At 39.4% G+C, this 15826-nt stretch carries 20 protein-coding genes and 1 pseudogene; 4 read left to right on the top strand and 17 right to left on the bottom strand.

Annotation, left to right across the window (positions count from 1 at the left end; translation table 11 throughout):
• Nucleotides 1-36: 36 nt before the first annotated feature.
• Nucleotides 37-666 carry a helix-hairpin-helix domain-containing protein gene (locus AWT60_RS14045; protein WP_041106938.1) on the bottom strand — a complete coding sequence of 210 codons (630 nt, stop codon included), beginning with the start codon at nt 664-666 and terminating at the stop codon, nt 37-39.
• Nucleotides 667-756: 90 nt separating this feature from the next.
• Between AWT60_RS14045 and comER the strand changes: the two genes are divergently transcribed.
• On the top strand, nt 757-1605 hold the full coding sequence (gene comER, locus AWT60_RS14040; protein ID WP_218677384.1) for a late competence protein ComER: 849 nt from the start codon (nt 757-759) through the stop codon (nt 1603-1605).
• A 48-nt stretch (nt 1606-1653) separates the two neighbouring features.
• Here comER and AWT60_RS14035 read toward each other — a convergent pair whose 3' ends face one another.
• The 8 genes from AWT60_RS14035 to AWT60_RS14000 are packed head-to-tail and all read right to left on the bottom strand — an operon-like array spanning nt 1654 to nt 6672.
• Complete coding sequence (locus AWT60_RS14035; protein ID WP_197203008.1) at nt 1654-2397, bottom strand: class I SAM-dependent DNA methyltransferase; 744 nt, start codon at nt 2395-2397, stop codon at nt 1654-1656.
• Complete coding sequence (gene rsfS / locus AWT60_RS14030) at nt 2394-2750, bottom strand: ribosome silencing factor (RefSeq protein WP_003217467.1); 357 nt, start codon at nt 2748-2750, stop codon at nt 2394-2396. The genes AWT60_RS14035 and rsfS overlap by 4 nt, the downstream gene beginning before the upstream one ends.
• A 13-nt stretch (nt 2751-2763) precedes the next feature.
• Nucleotides 2764-3327, bottom strand: a complete 564-nt coding sequence (gene yqeK / locus AWT60_RS14025) for a bis(5'-nucleosyl)-tetraphosphatase (symmetrical) YqeK (RefSeq protein ID WP_034280084.1) — start codon at nt 3325-3327, stop codon at nt 2764-2766.
• The gene (locus AWT60_RS14020) at nt 3317-3886 is read right to left on the bottom strand and encodes a nicotinate-nucleotide adenylyltransferase (RefSeq protein WP_197203007.1); all 570 of its coding nucleotides are present in this window, start codon (nt 3884-3886) and stop codon (nt 3317-3319) included. The genes yqeK and AWT60_RS14020 overlap by 11 nt, the downstream gene beginning before the upstream one ends.
• 13 nt (nt 3887-3899) lie before the next feature.
• The gene (gene yhbY, locus AWT60_RS14015) at nt 3900-4190 is read right to left on the bottom strand and encodes a ribosome assembly RNA-binding protein YhbY (protein ID WP_008342507.1); all 291 of its coding nucleotides are present in this window, start codon (nt 4188-4190) and stop codon (nt 3900-3902) included.
• The gene (aroE, locus tag AWT60_RS14010) at nt 4184-5026 is read right to left on the bottom strand and encodes a shikimate dehydrogenase (protein ID WP_218677383.1); all 843 of its coding nucleotides are present in this window, start codon (nt 5024-5026) and stop codon (nt 4184-4186) included. The genes yhbY and aroE overlap by 7 nt, the downstream gene beginning before the upstream one ends.
• Before the next feature lie 21 nt (nt 5027-5047).
• On the bottom strand, nt 5048-6148 hold the full coding sequence (yqeH, locus tag AWT60_RS14005; protein WP_197203006.1) for a ribosome biogenesis GTPase YqeH: 1101 nt from the start codon (nt 6146-6148) through the stop codon (nt 5048-5050).
• Nucleotides 6149-6150: 2 nt separating this feature from the next.
• Nucleotides 6151-6672 (bottom strand): YqeG family HAD IIIA-type phosphatase, encoded by a 522-nt coding sequence (locus AWT60_RS14000; RefSeq protein WP_008356191.1) that lies wholly within the window; start codon nt 6670-6672, stop codon nt 6151-6153.
• 361 nt (nt 6673-7033) lie between these two features.
• On the opposite strand from AWT60_RS14000, the gene AWT60_RS13995 reads away from it, so the two are divergent.
• Nucleotides 7034-7174 (top strand): sporulation histidine kinase inhibitor Sda, encoded by a 141-nt coding sequence (locus AWT60_RS13995; protein WP_003217327.1) that lies wholly within the window; start codon nt 7034-7036, stop codon nt 7172-7174.
• A 135-nt stretch (nt 7175-7309) separates the two neighbouring features.
• On the opposite strand, the gene AWT60_RS13990 is transcribed toward AWT60_RS13995, so the two are convergent.
• The 4 genes from AWT60_RS13990 to AWT60_RS13975 form a co-directional block, all read right to left on the bottom strand.
• Complete coding sequence (locus tag AWT60_RS13990; protein WP_162842499.1) at nt 7310-7459, bottom strand: hypothetical protein; 150 nt, start codon at nt 7457-7459, stop codon at nt 7310-7312.
• A gap of 78 nt (nt 7460-7537) precedes the next feature.
• On the bottom strand, nt 7538-8266 hold the full coding sequence (locus tag AWT60_RS13985; protein ID WP_024423053.1) for an SGNH/GDSL hydrolase family protein: 729 nt from the start codon (nt 8264-8266) through the stop codon (nt 7538-7540).
• Nucleotides 8267-8350: 84 nt separating this feature from the next.
• On the bottom strand, nt 8351-9091 hold the full coding sequence (locus tag AWT60_RS13980; RefSeq protein WP_041106951.1) for a polysaccharide deacetylase family protein: 741 nt from the start codon (nt 9089-9091) through the stop codon (nt 8351-8353).
• Nucleotides 9092-9248: 157 nt separating this feature from the next.
• The gene (locus tag AWT60_RS13975; protein WP_041086294.1) at nt 9249-10370 is read right to left on the bottom strand and encodes a response regulator aspartate phosphatase; all 1122 of its coding nucleotides are present in this window, start codon (nt 10368-10370) and stop codon (nt 9249-9251) included.
• A gap of 218 nt (nt 10371-10588) precedes the next feature.
• Here AWT60_RS13975 and sigK point away from each other — a divergent pair, with 218 nt between their 5' ends.
• Nucleotides 10589-11317, top strand: coding sequence for an RNA polymerase sporulation sigma factor SigK (gene sigK, locus AWT60_RS13970; RefSeq protein ID WP_034738387.1), 729 nt, complete (start codon nt 10589-10591; stop codon nt 11315-11317).
• 102 nt (nt 11318-11419) lie between these two features.
• Here the strand turns inward: sigK and AWT60_RS13965 are convergent, their stop codons facing one another.
• Nucleotides 11420-12523 (bottom strand): UvrD-helicase domain-containing protein, encoded by a 1104-nt coding sequence (locus tag AWT60_RS13965; RefSeq protein ID WP_218677382.1) that lies wholly within the window; start codon nt 12521-12523, stop codon nt 11420-11422.
• The gene (locus tag AWT60_RS13960; RefSeq protein WP_218677381.1) at nt 12508-14055 is read right to left on the bottom strand and encodes an ATP-dependent nuclease; all 1548 of its coding nucleotides are present in this window, start codon (nt 14053-14055) and stop codon (nt 12508-12510) included. The genes AWT60_RS13965 and AWT60_RS13960 overlap by 16 nt, the downstream gene beginning before the upstream one ends.
• A 153-nt stretch (nt 14056-14208) precedes the next feature.
• Between AWT60_RS13960 and AWT60_RS13955 the strand changes: the two are divergent.
• Nucleotides 14209-14498 (top strand): annotated as a pseudogene (locus tag AWT60_RS13955) (sigma factor-like helix-turn-helix DNA-binding protein); the annotation flags it as partial.
• Between the two features lie 132 nt (nt 14499-14630).
• Here the strand turns inward: AWT60_RS13955 and AWT60_RS13950 are convergent.
• The gene (locus AWT60_RS13950; RefSeq protein ID WP_087978525.1) at nt 14631-15146 is read right to left on the bottom strand and encodes an Imm6 family immunity protein; all 516 of its coding nucleotides are present in this window, start codon (nt 15144-15146) and stop codon (nt 14631-14633) included.
• A 15-nt stretch (nt 15147-15161) separates the two neighbouring features.
• Nucleotides 15162-15826 (bottom strand): hypothetical protein (locus AWT60_RS18555; protein WP_256928507.1); only part of this gene is annotated, 665 nt, incomplete at its 5' end.

Below are 15826 nucleotides of genomic sequence, written 5' to 3'. Positions count from 1 at the left end.
ATTAAGTGTACATGCCTTTCTTCTCTAACGTCAATTCTACTTCACGGTCAATTGACTTTTCAGCCGTTCAATCGTCTTTTCCCCAAAACCTGAAATGTTCCGCAAGTCTTCAATTTGTTGAAATTCTCCGTGTTCCTCTCTATACGTAATGATAGCTTCGGCTTTAGCTGGTCCTATGCCGTTAATGGTTTGCAATTCGGCTGCATCGGCCTGATTGACATTCACACCCTCACTCTTTTCAACGCCCGTTGATGCGTCAGCTGATGCTGTTTGCGTCTCTCTTTCCGCTTCCCCCTGCTTCCGAACATAAATCATCATACTATCCTCTAATTTAGCTGCTTGGTTGATTTCAATCGAGTCTGCTTTGCTGGTAAAGCCTCCTGCCCTTTGAATCGCTTCCTCTACCCGAGCATCAGATTGAAACGTATAAACACCTGGTTTCCTTACAGCTCCTTTGACCTCTACAAAAATCGTCGATGGCTCTTTTTCTGTCTTTTCTTGTTTGTCTTCTAATGTGACTTGTATGTCTTTATTTTCCTTCAATACACTTGGCTCTCTGCTGCCCTCTCCTCTTCCAGTGAAAAAGAAGAAACTGAAGATGATCACGACTATGAGTCCAGCGGCGATATAAAGACTGTATTTTTTTAATGAAATGAATCGTTTCACTTACTCACGCTTCTTTCAATCATATTTTTCTACTGCTCAACATACTGTTTAGAAGATAACAGATCCTATGCGTCTAAGGAGGGAGAACGTTTGAATATAGGGTTAATCGGTACAGGAAACATGGGTACCATACTTACTGAGGCATTTATTGAATCAAAGGCAGTCAATCCCTCATCGATCACCATTACAAACCGAACCATTGAAAAAGCGTTCAATATAAAAAAGAACCATCCAGAGCTTGAAGTAACGAAACAGCTTTCAGGGGCTGTCACGAATAAAGATTTCATTTTTGTTTGTGTCAAACCACTTGATATTTATCCACTTTTAAAAGAGCTGAGCCCTCTTTTAACGGAGCAGCAAACCATTGTCATCATTACAAGTCCGGTTCATCCTGAACAGCTTCAGGATATCGTTCCTTGTCAAACAGCCAGGCTGATTCCAAGCATTACAAACCGCGCTTTATCAGGCGCATCACTTTTAACTTTTGGTTCATCATGCAGTGCCGCGACGAAAACTGCGTTAAGACAGTTAGCTTCGTGCATTTCAACACCTATCGAAATCCATCATTCGATTACAAGAGCGGCTTCCGATATTGTCAGCTGCGGACCTGCTTTTATCAGTTTTCTCGTTCAGAAAATGATTGAAGCAGCCGTAGAAGAAACGGATATTTCTAAAGAAGAAGCCACCACCTTATCAGAGGATATGCTTGTTGGTCTTGGCCGTTTGATTGAAAAAAGAGTCTATACCCTTCCGACACTGCAAGACAAAGTATGTGTGAAAGGCGGCGTCACTGGTGAAGGCATTAAAGCACTTGAAGCAGGTGTGCAAGATATGTTTCACCGTCTCTTTCAAAATACCCATAAAAAATTCGATGAAGATCTAGAAGCAGTTGCGCATCAATATCCGCCAAGCGTGTTCACTGATGATCGCAGAAATTAGTCATCTTTGCAATAAGCGAAAAAAAGGTTTTAAAAAACCATCGTTCTATTAAACGATGGTTTTTGGTTTCTTAGCTGAGATGAAATACCTTTCGGCGAATTCACCGGGGGCTTTATTTGTAAAATCAGCGGTCACTTCTATTTGTTCAAAGCCAGCGGACTCAAGGAACGCTGCATATGTTTCAAATGGAAATGTGCGCTGTTCATGTGTCTCATCATAACGCTGATACATGTCTCCGTCTTTTACAAAAAAGCTTAAATCATGTATGACCGAATACATGTCATCCCCTTTATCACTCTGCCAAATATAGCTGATCTCTTCATCTTGATCTGCATAAGTCGAACCCGGGAATACCTCTTCCATTTTATAAGGCGTATGAACATCAAAAAGTAAAACCCCATCTGCCTCTAAAAGCTGAAACATGTTTTTAAAGGTTTTTTTGACGTCATTTTCGTTTTTTAAGTAATTCAAGGAATCACAGCAAATAACGGCTGCCTGGAAGGCTTGTTCAAAGCCCGTAACCTCTCTCATATCTTGATGTAAAAATTGAATTGACTGCTTTTTCGCCTGCGCTTTTTGCTGCGCAAAGGCCAGCATTTCTTCACTGAGGTCAATTCCTGTGACCTTGTGGCCCTTTTCAGCTAACCGAAGAGAAATCTCTCCAGTTCCACAGCCTACATCAATGATGGCAGCATTCGGCTTCATATACTGCTGGATCCACTGAACCCATTCATCATAAGGTGCATGTGTCATGAGCTCGTCATACACACCTGCAAACCCTTGATAAATCATGAGTTAATGCCAAGTGAAAGCGTTTCTCTCGGCGCATCTCCCCATAGCTTTTCTAGATTGTAGTATCCTCTTTCTTCTTTGTGGAACACATGGGCAATGACATCACCTAGGTCAATCAATACCCATCTTGCTTCATCAAAGCCTTCCATCTTCTTCACTTCGATTCCGCTTTCCTCTGCAAGATGTTTTACTTCTCTTGCAATGGCTTGCACTTGTTTATCGGAATTCCCGTGACAAATGAGAAAATAATCTGCAACAAGTGAGATTCCTTGCATATTAAGGGCAATAATATCCTCAGCCCGTTTATCATCGCATGCTCCTGCTGCGACGTTTAAAATTGATGATGAATCCATCCAAAATTCCTCCTTAGTTGTTCTTATGCACAAGCGAGTTGTAAGTAGCAAGTGTATCTGGAAAGACTGGCTGATTCTTTTTCATTAGAAAACTGATGGTGTTTTTTAATGATTGGATCAGTGCACGATCTAGATCATGTTCTGCTAACTCCCTTACTTCTTCGACACCAGGGAAATGACGTCCTGGTTCAATATAATCTGCGACATAAATGACTTTTTCAAGTAAGGTCATGTCTGGTCTGCCGGAAGTATGAAATTCAATAGCTGTTAACACATCTTGATCGTCAATTCCAGCTTCTTTTTTGACCAAATAGGCACCAACCGGGGCGTGCCAAAGCTCGGGCGAATATTCAAGCAATAAAGGGTTCATCTGTTCTTTTTGGATAATCCCCTTCATTTCTTCTTTTGGCCTAAATTTCGCATAATCATGAAAAATAGCGGCGATCTCTGCTTTTTTCACATCTGCACCGAACCGTTCCGCTAATGAAATGGCTGTCTCCATGACTCCGAGTGTATGTGTATATCTATGCTCTGTTAACTGCTCTTTGACACAGTTCAATGCTTCTTCACGATTCATATAAATGATGCTCCTTTATATAACGCTCAACAGCTTTCGGAATCAAATAATCGACAGGGTTCCCCTGCTCTATTCGCTGCCTAATCAATGTCGATGATACATCAAAAGCTGGAACATCTGCAAATAAAAGAGGATATCCCGTACTTCCAACGTAACCCGGCCTTTTCATCCCAATAAAGGTGATCATTTGAAGCAAATCATCGATCCGGTGCCATTTTGGCAAATACTCGACCATGTCCGCTCCTATCATAAAAAAGAACTGATCTTCTGGATGACGCTTCTTTAACAGATCGACTGTATCTACCGTATAAGACGGACCCTCCCGCTCCATTTCAATGAGCTCGAGCCGAAAATATGGATTTGATTGAATCGCCGCCTCCACCATTTTTATCCGGTGATGACTATCTGCTCGTTTCCGTCCAGTTTTATGAGGAGGCATATGGTTTGGGATAAACCAAATTTCATCAAGCCCCACTTGAATCCGCACTTCACTTGCCATCAGCAAATGCCCGTTATGGGGAGGATCAAACGTACCCCCGAACAACCCTATTTTTTTCATATCGTATCCACCTTTACGGCAGCTTAATTTGTTTATTTTCCTTAGATTCTTTGTAAAGGACAATCACATTTCCGATCGTTTGAACGAGTTCAGCCTTTGCACCTTTTACAAGTGCTTTCGCAACTTCCGTTTTGTCCTCGTCGCAATTTTGCAATACGCTGACCTTTAACAGTTCTCTTGCTTCAAGCGCCTCGGAAATTTGCTTGACCATATTGTCATTTACCCCGCCTTTTCCAACTTGAAAAATAGGTGATAAATGATGTGCTTGTGCACGTAAAAAACGTTTTTGCTTACCTTTTAACATGGTGTTCCTCCTAATTTCTCTATGACAATTGACTTCATTTTTCCGGCATCAGGCGTAATGCCTGTCCACAGTTCAAAGGCTCTTACTGCTTGTCCAACAAACATGCCAACCCCATCCACTGTTTTCAAGCCTAAACCTGCTGCTTCACTGAGCAGTTTTGTTTCTATTGGATTATACACAATATCACAAACGACCGCTGTTTTTTTTGCGTTCGCTAAAGAAATCGGGGTTTCTTCAACATTCGGATACATGCCGATCGAGGTCGTATGGATGATGACGTCATATTCCCCAAGCCGCTCTTCTGCTGCATTTAATGTGATTGCTTGAGATGTGATTTTTCCCTCTGCACTTTCAATTAAAGCTTCAGCTTTTTCAATGGTGCGGTTCGTAATATCAAAGCTCTTCGGTGCATACTGAGCAATTGTCGTATAAATCGCTCTTGCCGCTCCGCCAGCACCAATCAAGAGAAATGACAGCTCTGATAACGGCTGATCCAAGGCTTCAAGCAATGAATGAAGAAAGCCTTCTCCATCTGTATTGTATCCAACGAGCTGATCCCCTTCGAGCCGCACCGTATTGACGGCACCGAGGCGTTCAGCCGTCACATCAATTTTGTCAAGGTACTTCATGATTTCTACCTTGTGCGGAACAGTGACGTTAATGCCGCTGATTCCTAACGCCTTCATGCCGCTAATCGCATCTTTCAGGTCATCATTTTCTACTTGAAAGCCATGATAATGTCCATCAATTCCAGCGTCCTTTAGTGCTGAATTATGAATATCCGGAGACATTGAGTGGCCAACAGGGTTGCCGATTACTCCGTATAAAGGTTTCAAGGTCTCTCCCCCTTTGAACATTTAAATTAACGAACGTCTCATAAACACATGAACGCCTTTTGGCGCATAAACTTTGATTTGCTTGCCCGCATCATTTGCAGTAACCCAGCCTAAACCTGAAAAGACGATGTCCATTTTTGGCTGATCAATGGTAAAGGTATGCGGAACGAGCGGCGGGAAATTTTCCATTCCCTCTTTTGATGGCGGTGACAGCAGTTCCCCTGCATGTTTTTCATATAAATCATCTGCGTTCTCCAGCTTTGTCCGGTGAATGTTCAGCTCATTTGGCATATAGCAGACAAATGATGTTCTGCCGCCTTTTACGTAATCAAATCGAGCCAGTCCGCCAAAATAAAGCGTTTGTGCTTCGTTTAATTGGAACGTTCTCGGTTTCAATTCTTTTTTCGGCGTTAAAATCTTTAAGTCATTTTTGCTGACATAGTGCGCCATTTGATGGCGGTTGATGATGCCCGGCGTATCGAATAAAGCAGACCCGTCATCAAGCGGGATTTCAATCGCATCAAGTGTAGTACCTGGATATTGGGATGTAGTAATGACGTTCTCTTCGCCAGATACTTCTTTGATGATTCGATTGATAAATGTTGATTTTCCAACATTCGTACAGCCGACGACATAGACATTTCTTCCCTCGCGGTAATGATCGATCGCTTCCATCACCTCAGGCACACCCTGGCCTCTGCTTGCACTGATCAAGAAAACATCGATAGGGTTTAATCCGTTTTCCTTTGCTTCCCGTTTCATCCAATGAATCAGACGATCTTTTTTCACGGATTTCGGTAAAATATCCACTTTGTTGCCGACAAGTAAAATCGGATTACCGCCGACGATACGGCTCAGCCCGTTGATCCAGCTTCCGTTAAAGTCAAAAATATCAACGACCTTCACAATGAGAGAATCTGTCTCTCCAATGCTGTGCAATATATTTAAAAAGTCGTCTTCTGTTAAAGAAACATCTTGAATCTCATTGTAGTTCTTTAACCTAAAACAGCGCTGACAGATCACATCTTCTTTCAATAGAGATGCTGCCGGCGCATATCCTAATTGATCTTTATCTTCCGTCTGAATGGCTACACCGCAGCCAATACAAACAACCTTTTCCATTATTACTCTTCCTCCCACTGAATGTGGCCCTTACGCTTTAAGGCTCCTAAAATTCTGCGTTCAATCTGCCTGTTAAACTTTGTGAAAAATCCGTCCGAGGCAGCAACAGGAACGACCAAAATCGTATGGAAGCCATGACGATTCCCGCCAAGAACATCTGTCATGAGCTGATCCCCAATGACAACCACATCTTCTTTTTTCAACTGCATATCAGCGACTGCCTTATTAAAGGCTCTTCCCATAGGCTTTCTCGCTTTATAAATAAACGGGATATGAACCGGTTCAGAAAAAAGCTTGACCCTTTTTTCATTATTGTTCGATACAATCGTCACTTGTATCCCGTGATCTTTCATTTCTTGAAACCATTCAATTAAGCGCGGTGTCGCACTTGGGCGGTCCCATTCTACTAGTGTGTTATCTAGATCGGTAATAATTCCTTTTACATTTCGTTCTTTTAATTTTTGCGGTGAAATGTGGAAAATACTTTTCACAAATTCATCCGGTAAGAAATACTTCTTTAGCACAATTTGCACCCTTTCTTCCATTGGTTTTCAGCGATTGTGTCGAATCAAATCACAATTTGTCTGTCTATCGAATACAATGAAAAAGTTTTCGACATATGACGAGGACCTTCAACAGGTGTGGATAATTTTACACACATTATCCACCTATATTTCATCACGCTTTCATTCAATTATAAACACTCTACCCACAAGTTATCCACTTAACCATGTGGATAACAGAACGATTGTTCTTGTTTCCCATTCATGGTAGATTAAAGGTACTTCAAAGACAGTCGATCAACCTATGATGATATGTCTTTTCCTCAAATTTTATGCCAACTTTTTCAGGGGAGGTGTTTTTCCCATCATATGGGTTTCTAGTATGAAAAAGCTGTCAGATGATTTACTTATAGAATCGTATTATAAAGCAAATGAAATGAACTTAAATCGCGACTTCATTGAATTAATTGAGACAGAAATGAAAAGACGTTCGCTCGGGCATATGCTCTCTGTTTCCTCTTAATTCCATATCACAGGGACCATGCCTCCCGAGCACTCTCCTTTTTTAAACTCAGGTGACTGATATTATATCACTTGCGCTATAGGCTTACTACTATTTTCCGTAAAAAACACCCCTTCTGATGAAAGAAGAGGTGTCTTAATTGCAAGGCTGTTCATTCCAAAACCATAACCCTCCGCCTACGACTAAAATGACCACAAGGAACACAACAAGAAAAGCGTAACCGATTCCTGCTCCTTGTGCTGGATAAGGCGAACACGCAGGGTAAGGATAAGGACATCCCCACATATCAGTTACCTCCTTCTAGGAAGATATACTGTTAGACTATGCTGGATGGATGGTCTTGTTTAGGCAGATGGCCATCATTTAAAAATGTTTGATGACATCACGCTCTTTGATTTCGTTATAAATAATTCTCGCCCCTTTTGGTGTCATATGATTGCCAGAAGGGTCGATCAAGCCAGACTGAATCAGGGCATGATCACTATCTTCTCCAGCTTCTCGGATGAAAGCTTTCCAGTTGTCGACAAGCGGCACCTGCTCATCCTTCGCTACTTCTCTAGTGATATCATTATAAGAGTTTTGCCAGGCTCTTGCCCCGCCTCTCCCGGCAAAATAAGATGACTTATATCTGGAGTAATAATACAAGCCCTTTTTCCCGCCTTCTACAACAGGCACACAGGTCATGAGAATCGGGGTAATGCCTTCTTTTCTACTTTCAGAAATGAAGTAGGTTAAATTTTCTTTAAACCGTTTTTTCGTCACTCGGGGATGTTTCCCGTCTAAAATCGCCGCATCATTCGTACCGAACATGATGAGGACGTAAGTTGGCTTCTGTTTTAAAATATCCTGCTCAAAGCGAAGTTTCGCGTCTTCAGTCGTCTGCCCGCCAATGCCTGCATTCTTCACTTGAATTTGGCCGCGCTCGACGTTTTTCATGAGATTCACCCATTTTTCAGATGTTGGATAATCTCGAAAGTCCCAGTTTGATCCTCTTGTATTGCTGTCACCAAATGCAATGACGCTTTCTTGTACTGGCTTTGAGCACCCAGCAGCAACACATAATAGGATGAAAAGGAAAACATATTTCTTCACAACATTCACCTCCAAAAGCCCTCTTCATATAGTAAACGACAAGACTTTTGGTTTCAATGAATGAGTGTTTTTGACGAATGCTGTCTATTGCAGCTGAACAGGCATATATGCTTTATCATGGTGCAGCAGTTCACTTACTTTTACAAATTCATAGCCCCTCTTCTTCAACTCAGGAATCACTTGTTTCAATGCTTCTACCGTTTGCTTGCGATTTCCTCCGCCATCATGTAAAAGGATGATATCGCCGCCTTGAATATGATCAATGATACGGCTTGCAATTTTACGTGCGCCTGGTCTTGACCAGTCCTTCGGATCTTGCGTAAAGGACCACATGACCACATCGTACCCTTGCTTTGATAGAATGCGGAATGATTTCATTGTTAAGCGTCCACCAGGAGGGCGAAATAATAAGGGACCGCCAGGCTGGAGTGAAGCGATATGAGCCGCTGATTCTTTTAATTCCCGCTTGATCTCCTTTGACGACAAAAGGTCAAAATACGTATGATTCATCGTATGATTGCCGAGTTCATTCCCTTCGTCCACAATCCGTTCTGCGATCATTGGATATGTATGAATTCGGCTCCCTATCACAAAAAAGCTTGCATTCACTTGATGCTCCTTCAGTACATCCAATATTTGATTTGTATACACTGGATGAGGTCCATCATCAAAGGTGATCGCAATCTTTTTCCGTTCCACTCTCACATCCCAAAAGGCACGTCCCGTTTTTTCAAGATCCACTCGTTTTAATGTACGTGCCTCTATTTTATTAGGAATAATAGCACATAGCAGCCATATACACATCAAGATATGCAGCCCTCTCATTCGACCGCCTCCTCCACCGAACATCATTACCGATAAATTGCCCGCTTTCTCATCAATTCATGCTCATATCCGCTTTTTTTTCAAATAAAAAAAGCCGGCCATATTGGCCCGCTCTTTGTTTCACGTTTGGTTTCTCTCTTCAACTGTCGAACGTTGCTTAGAATTCATACAGACACTCTCCTTCTTGGATTTGATTTTGAGCCCATAATAATTTCTGATAATACTGGTTGGACTTTTTGTATTGTTGAGAGGCTTCTAAGGCTGTCGCAATTTCTAGTGAGATATCCTCTATATAAGAGTATAGGCTAAGTTTTTCCAAATAATCAATGGTTTTTTGCAGTTGGTCTTCATTGATTTCCTGAACATATAAAGCATCCAGATACTCAAACATATGACAGAACAGCTGGTCTTCATGCTTCTTTGCGGCCAATTTCCCAGCTTCTAATATGCGCAGGGCATCCGCCTGTTCATTCTGTCTAAAAAGCAGCTTCGCCAGCGTATAGAGCGTATGCGGAAGCGTTGGGAGCAGCTCTTTGCGGGCAAGATCAGCGGATTCCGTTAAATATCGTTCCGCTTCCTCTCTATAGCCAAGCTCGCCATAACATTTTCCTAAATTATAGAGCGCTGAACTGTATATGCGCGGGTGATCAATTTGAGATGCGAGCTGTTTTGCCTTTTTTAAATGAGGCAGTGCCCGGTCTTTTCGTTTTAAATCTTGATAATTTCCTGAGATGACAAAGAGACATTGAATGATGCGAATGGTATACGCATCATGCTGATCGTATATTTCCAGCGCCTTTAAAATATGGTGCATGGAGACATGTGTTTGTTTCATTATATAGTAGGCTTCTGCCACTTTAAAATGAAACTCTGCCTGCTCAATATCATCAAATACCATGGACAGCTGCTTTTCTGCGACTCGATAATATTTGACGGCTTCTAAATATTCTTTTTGACTAAATTCATGCATGCCACGAAAAAATGCATGGTAATAATGCAGCATATCAGATAACTCATGATTGGAATTTTCGATTTTATCGACTAGATTAGATACTGAGAAAGGTTGATATTTTGAAGGGTGTATATAGTCAAGCATGATTTGGTGCCGAAAACACATGAGCTGATAATAAATCAGTAAATGCTGGTCCTCTTCCATCTGTTCAATTTCCGCTTCAACTTCCGCTTTCAAGATTTCCGCATCTGGAACACTGAACTGCCGTATCATTCGATACCATTCATTAATTTTCATACCTACATGTGAAGATAGAACCTTCCCCATGTTCCGAAATTACCCCTTCCTTTTCGGTCTAATATTACATATTTTAGCACGCTTCTTGACCGCCAAGCACCGCAAAGAAACCGCAAACATAAAAAAGAGACGAACAGAAGCACGATTTTTTTGAAAAAGATGATTTTTTCATCGTACAGACACAGACAATCCCTCCTTAACATACATTTGAGGATATAGGCAGCGGCCTAAACATGGTGGAGGTGAAAATCGTGGCAGGAGTATTTACAGCGATGGGATTGATGGTCAAAGAATTGGTGTTTTTAGTGTCCTATGTCAAAAACAATGCCTTTCCACAGCCCCTTTCGGGAGATGATGAAAAAAAATACTTAGCCCTCATGGCACAGGGCGATGAACACGCAAGAAACATGCTGATTGAACATAACCTTCGGCTCGTCGCCCATATTGTAAAGAAATTTGAAAATACCGGGGAAGACGCTGAAGACCTCATCTCCATCGGGACGATCGGACTCATTAAAGCCATCGAAAGCTATTCCTCTGGAAAAGGAACAAAGCTGGCAACGTATGCGGCGCGGTGTATTGAAAATGAAATTCTCATGCATTTACGCGCGCTCAAAAAAACGAAAAAAGATGTCTCCTTGCATGATCCCATCGGTCAGGATAAAGAAGGCAACGAAATTTCATTAATCGATGTCTTAAAATCCGAAAATGAAGATGTGATCGATACCATTCAGCTCAACATGGAGCTTGAAAAAGTAAAGGAGTATATCGACATTCTCGACGGCCGAGAAAAAGAAGTGATCGTCGGCCGGTTCGGCCTTGATTTAAAAAAAGAAAAAACGCAGCGGGAAATAGCCAAAGAGCTTGGCATATCGCGGAGCTATGTATCCCGTATTGAGAAACGGGCACTGATGAAGATGTTTCATGAGTTTTACCGGGCGGAGAAGGAGAAACGGAAGCGGGAGAAGGGGAAATGATTATAAGAGGCCAGGAAAAGTAATTTCCTGGCCTCTATTTATAGATAGATAACTTAATCCATATGTTTATAAAATCATTTATTGCTTATTCTTTCTCTAAATTTATCTGTTCTTAACTTGTAAAGAATCAGCATACTTTCTCCACTTTTTATAATTTTCATTCGATATTAAGTACAAATCGCCCTTTGAACGAGTCAAGGCTACATATAAAGCATTCCTTGTTTTTACTGATAGAGTACTCATCCACTGATCTTTTCGGCTAGTCTTATCTGTTAAAATTACACATGATTGACTATAGGTATCGCCTTTTGAGTAAGTCCAATTAATGTAATTATTCCCCACCGCATGTTTTAAACGACTATTCCAAATTAGTTTAGGAATGTTAGTGTCTATCATGATTTGATGGATGCTCTCAACTTCATTTAGTATAATTATATCAGCATTTATATTCGAAGCTGAATCGATTTTTATTCCTAAATTAGACTTAATATACTTACAAACAGAAGGTGGAACTCTTCGACTTTTTGTCAATTCAGACTCATTTACCATAATTTTGTTTGAGAGTTTATTTTTCAGATCAGCCGCTGAATGAATTTTATTAAAGGGTGATGACGAACCACTGGCTCGACTTCTTATTGGAGTTAGGCAACTTTGAAATATATCACCAACTGCTGTTACTCTTATTTTGGTTTTCTCTAGTAAATATTTCATTGTCTTGAAATCAGCACCATTATAATCCTGAAATTCATCAAAATATATCGCATCACAATATTTACTAAGACGAGCTAGAACTATATTTTTATAACTTCTGTTCTGCTCAAGAAAAAGTTTACCCATCCTAGAAACAAAATAATGTCCAGTAGAGTTTATAAAATGTCCATGTTCTTCTTTTTTTATATATGATCGTTCTCGAGAATCTTCTACTGGGCTAGACCATATATCTACCCCTCTACTCCTGATATAGGGGAACATTGAGATAGGCTCGAAAGGCTTCAGTAAATTATTATACACAAACGAATCAAATGTCGAAATATGGACTGTGGGAGGTATTGTTCCTCCAAATCGTTTTCGCACTTCTTTACGTATGTTGTCTACATTTGAGTTAGTAAAGGAAATAAGGATAACTCGTTCATTTACATCAAAGTCATTCGCTATATGGAATGTTTTTCCAGAACCCGCAACTGCTAAAACTATTTGCTTATCCATTCAATCGCCTCTTTTAAATATTCTGGAATAATTAACTCATCTAATGCTTTTTCAATTTCAAGGGCATTCTCGGTCTTATTCTTTAGCATATGAGCAAGTGCCTTATCCATTTCTTCTTCGTGATACTCAGGTTTTGTCTTCCTGCTTTTATAAATGTCGTCGAAATAGTCCTTGTTAGCATTATAAAACGCCACCTCTAGGGTCCAGTTATCAGTTGATTTATCAGCACAAACTATAAAATTATCAGATACAGAGTACACGGTATCTTCTTTCCTGTCATTATCTGTAATAACAACAACTTTTTTCTTTAAAATATCAGATAGTTCTTTATATTTTTCGAATGATATGCTTCCCATAGAAATCACATCTATACCTGAACTATCTATATCCTCTCCAACTACTTTTTTAAAAAGTTTAGGTAGAATAATATATTCCGCAGCTCCCTCTACAAGAATCACTTTTTCTGCCAATATAAAACGAAGCACATCCAAATTATCAATTTTTTCGAAATACTTCGCCGTTTCCTTACTGAGATCTGCTAAAGAATTAGATTTCTGTTCTGACAATATTATTGTATTTTGTAGATTCAACTTGTTAACAATTAACGAACTATGGGATGCAATCACGACTTGTGCCTGAGTTACATTTCTAATCATATCAATCAATTTCCTTGTATTAGTATAGCTTAAGTGGCTTTCTGGCTCATCTATTAACACTAAATCAAAAACATTATTGTTTACAGCCATTTCTGTTCTCACAATATTTTCTCGACCTTTTCCCATATCTTGAATCGATATTCCTGATTCAAAAATATCCAAGAGCTTAACAATATCGGTTTTAGATGAGTTCAAACCAATTTTTTGATTAGCACCAATTTTTAAATCATCATCATGTTCTTCTCGAAATTTTGAAATTGCTCTTTTAAAATTAGAGGAAATCTTACGCTGTGTTTTTTCTTCAATTTTTGCATCAAAAATCTTTTTTGCATAGCCACCGAAAATGTCATGTTTTATTGTAGAATTATCTAAATAGATGAATTTTATTGGAGACATTCTACGAACATAGTTCTTTCCCTGAAATGTGTTCCATGTGGCTTTGTAGTATTCAGTTGGAATGATATTATTACTTGCAAAACCTTCAAGATCAATATCGTCCTCAAACTCAGGGTTAAATTCATATACAAATCTAATTCCTGTTGTTGATTCTGAAGCAGCATTATAGTGAAATCCATCAAAATCGATTGATTTTATGTTGCCATCCAAATCAAGGAACAATTCGACTTCTATCTTTGGTAAAAAATCTCTTGTTTTGTTTTTAAAAAACTTTTCTGCCAACTCACTATTAATATAGCCAGATGCAGTACTGTCATTATAAAGAAAACTACTTTGATTTAAAACAATGTCTACTGCTTTTAAAACGGTAGATTTCCCAATCTCATTTTCACCGACTAAAACAGAAAATTGGTCATTAAAGTGAACATCCAAGCTTACAAATTTTTTGAAACCTCTTATCTTAACACTTTTAATTTTCACTTTTTATCTCCTATCTAAATTTATTAATTCCTCTAGTACACAGTATAAATATATTGAAGTTAATATCTGATACTAATATTCTCACTTTTTATATCGGCCAAGATCTAGTTGTTAAGATCGTTTGCGAAAATTGTCGAACGAAAAGCGATCTCTTATTCATTAATCGATGTCTTAAAATCCGAAAATGAAGATGTGATCGATACCATTCAGCTCAACATGGAGCTTGAAAAAGTAAAGGAGTATATCGATATTCTCGACGGCCGAGAAAAAGAAGTCATTGTCGGCAGGTTCGGCCTTGATTTAAAGAAAGAAAAAACGCAGAGGAAAATAGCCAAGGAGCTCGGGATATCGCGGAGCTATGTGTCAGAAGCGCGCTGATGAAGATGTTTCATGAGTTTTACCGGGCGGAAAAGAAGAAACGGAAGCGGAAGAAGGGGAAATGAAAATAAACTTCCTAACTTCTAACAAAAACAGACCTCATGAGGTCTGTTTTTAAATTCGACAATAAGCTACTGTCTCTCTGCATTTCTATTGATAATAGCTGCCCTTTATTCATATCGCACAATTAATCTAATTTAAATGACTGCGATGTCCTCTTTTTTAATTAAATATATTTTGTTATGATCGTGATCTTTGCTAGGATAATGATCAATTAAATATTTTCTCAAGGTATTTAATTCATCCCTATCAATCTTTTTTGATTCAATTGCATTTTCCCACATTACAATTAATGTTTCATCGTCTACTACCTCTAGCACTTGAGGAACAAATTTTTTATTTTCTCGTCTATACGCTTGATACGCTGTGTAAGAAACTGCATCTAATACTGAATACCAGCCATATTGTTTTTGTTCATCTTTTTCTTTAGTAGCGAACTCAGCTACATCCATATAATCTTCACTATCTATATAATTACATAAATCTTCTGCACTTAACTCTTTGCCAGAAAGCCATTTCCAACAATCATCTAAAGCTTTTTCTCCTATGTGGTAACCATCATCTTCTTTATCTATGAATGTATACATTTTTTCAGCTATTGCTAATCCTAGAGCAACTTTAGCCTCTTCACTAAGGTCATTTATAAAATCCATTCTATAGCCTCTTTCCTATTTTTTCATTTTAACTACATTTTCTGTAACACCATTTTTAACATCAAAAGATAAAGTATCTCTTGGATGTGGGACACTTGGATCTCGTTCTGTTGTTACTTTTATTTTCAATTCAGGATATTGATCTGTCAGTTGCTTGAATATTCCTCTTTCCTCACTTGGAACTCGATCAAACAGACCTTTTGTACATTTATTACAAACTCCATTTGGATTAGATTGATGGATATTTAGTATACCTTTTATCTCTTCTGGTTTAAGTCCTGCCTTTTTAACCGCGTCCTCAAATTCTGCGATTACGCCTTCTTCTGCATGATCCATAAATTGAGCGTGCCCTCTAATTGATCTTTTATATGGTGCCTTAATTTTCCGATCAGGATAAACTTCATCTAATGAAGGCAGACCTCCTTCTTTCCTAACTTTTGGCGACCCACCTTCGAACACGCTACGTTCCAAACCTTTGACATCTGTTTTTCCTACAGCAACAGTTTGAGTTTCTGGAACATTCCACTTCTTCCGTAAACGATCTAAGTCAGTCTTTCCTACGCTTGCTTGATTAAGGTGGTTGCTTTTCTGATTAATTCCCATTCTGCCATTAAACCCTTTCGCTCCAAACGGCAAAAGCATTCCAAGCGCCGCATTCACACTCGCTTCCTGCTGTTCTT

It is taken from the genome of Bacillus sp. F2HM (assembly GCF_019266135.1).
GTDB lineage: Bacteria > Bacillota > Bacilli > Bacillales > Bacillaceae > Bacillus > Bacillus safensis.
This window is presented reverse-complemented; position numbering and strand designations above follow the sequence as displayed.

Excerpts from the sequence above, each read along its gene's own strand:
- AWT60_RS14035 (WP_197203008.1), bottom strand. The coding sequence starts at position 2,397 with ATGATTTATCAAGGGTTTGCAGGTGTGTATGACGAGCTCATGACACAT.
- rsfS (WP_003217467.1), bottom strand. The coding sequence starts at position 2,750 with ATGGATTCATCATCAATTTTAAACGTCGCAGCAGGAGCATGCGATGAT.
- yqeK (WP_034280084.1), bottom strand. The coding sequence starts at position 3,327 with ATGAATCGTGAAGAAGCATTGAACTGTGTCAAAGAGCAGTTAACAGAG.
- AWT60_RS14020 (WP_197203007.1), bottom strand. The coding sequence starts at position 3,886 with ATGAAAAAAATAGGGTTGTTCGGGGGTACGTTTGATCCTCCCCATAAC.
- yhbY (WP_008342507.1), bottom strand. The coding sequence starts at position 4,190 with ATGTTAAAAGGTAAGCAAAAACGTTTTTTACGTGCACAAGCACATCAT.
- yqeH (WP_197203006.1), bottom strand. The coding sequence starts at position 6,148 with ATGGAAAAGGTTGTTTGTATTGGCTGCGGTGTAGCCATTCAGACGGAA.
- AWT60_RS13995 (WP_003217327.1), top strand. The coding sequence starts at position 7,034 with ATGAAAAAGCTGTCAGATGATTTACTTATAGAATCGTATTATAAAGCA.
- AWT60_RS13990 (WP_162842499.1), bottom strand. The coding sequence starts at position 7,459 with ATGTGGGGATGTCCTTATCCTTACCCTGCGTGTTCGCCTTATCCAGCA.
- AWT60_RS13980 (WP_041106951.1), bottom strand. The coding sequence starts at position 9,091 with ATGAGAGGGCTGCATATCTTGATGTGTATATGGCTGCTATGTGCTATT.
- AWT60_RS13975 (WP_041086294.1), bottom strand. The coding sequence starts at position 10,370 with ATGGGGAAGGTTCTATCTTCACATGTAGGTATGAAAATTAATGAATGG.
- AWT60_RS13965 (WP_218677382.1), bottom strand. The coding sequence starts at position 12,523 with ATGGATAAGCAAATAGTTTTAGCAGTTGCGGGTTCTGGAAAAACATTC.
- AWT60_RS13950 (WP_087978525.1), bottom strand. The coding sequence starts at position 15,146 with ATGGATTTTATAAATGACCTTAGTGAAGAGGCTAAAGTTGCTCTAGGA.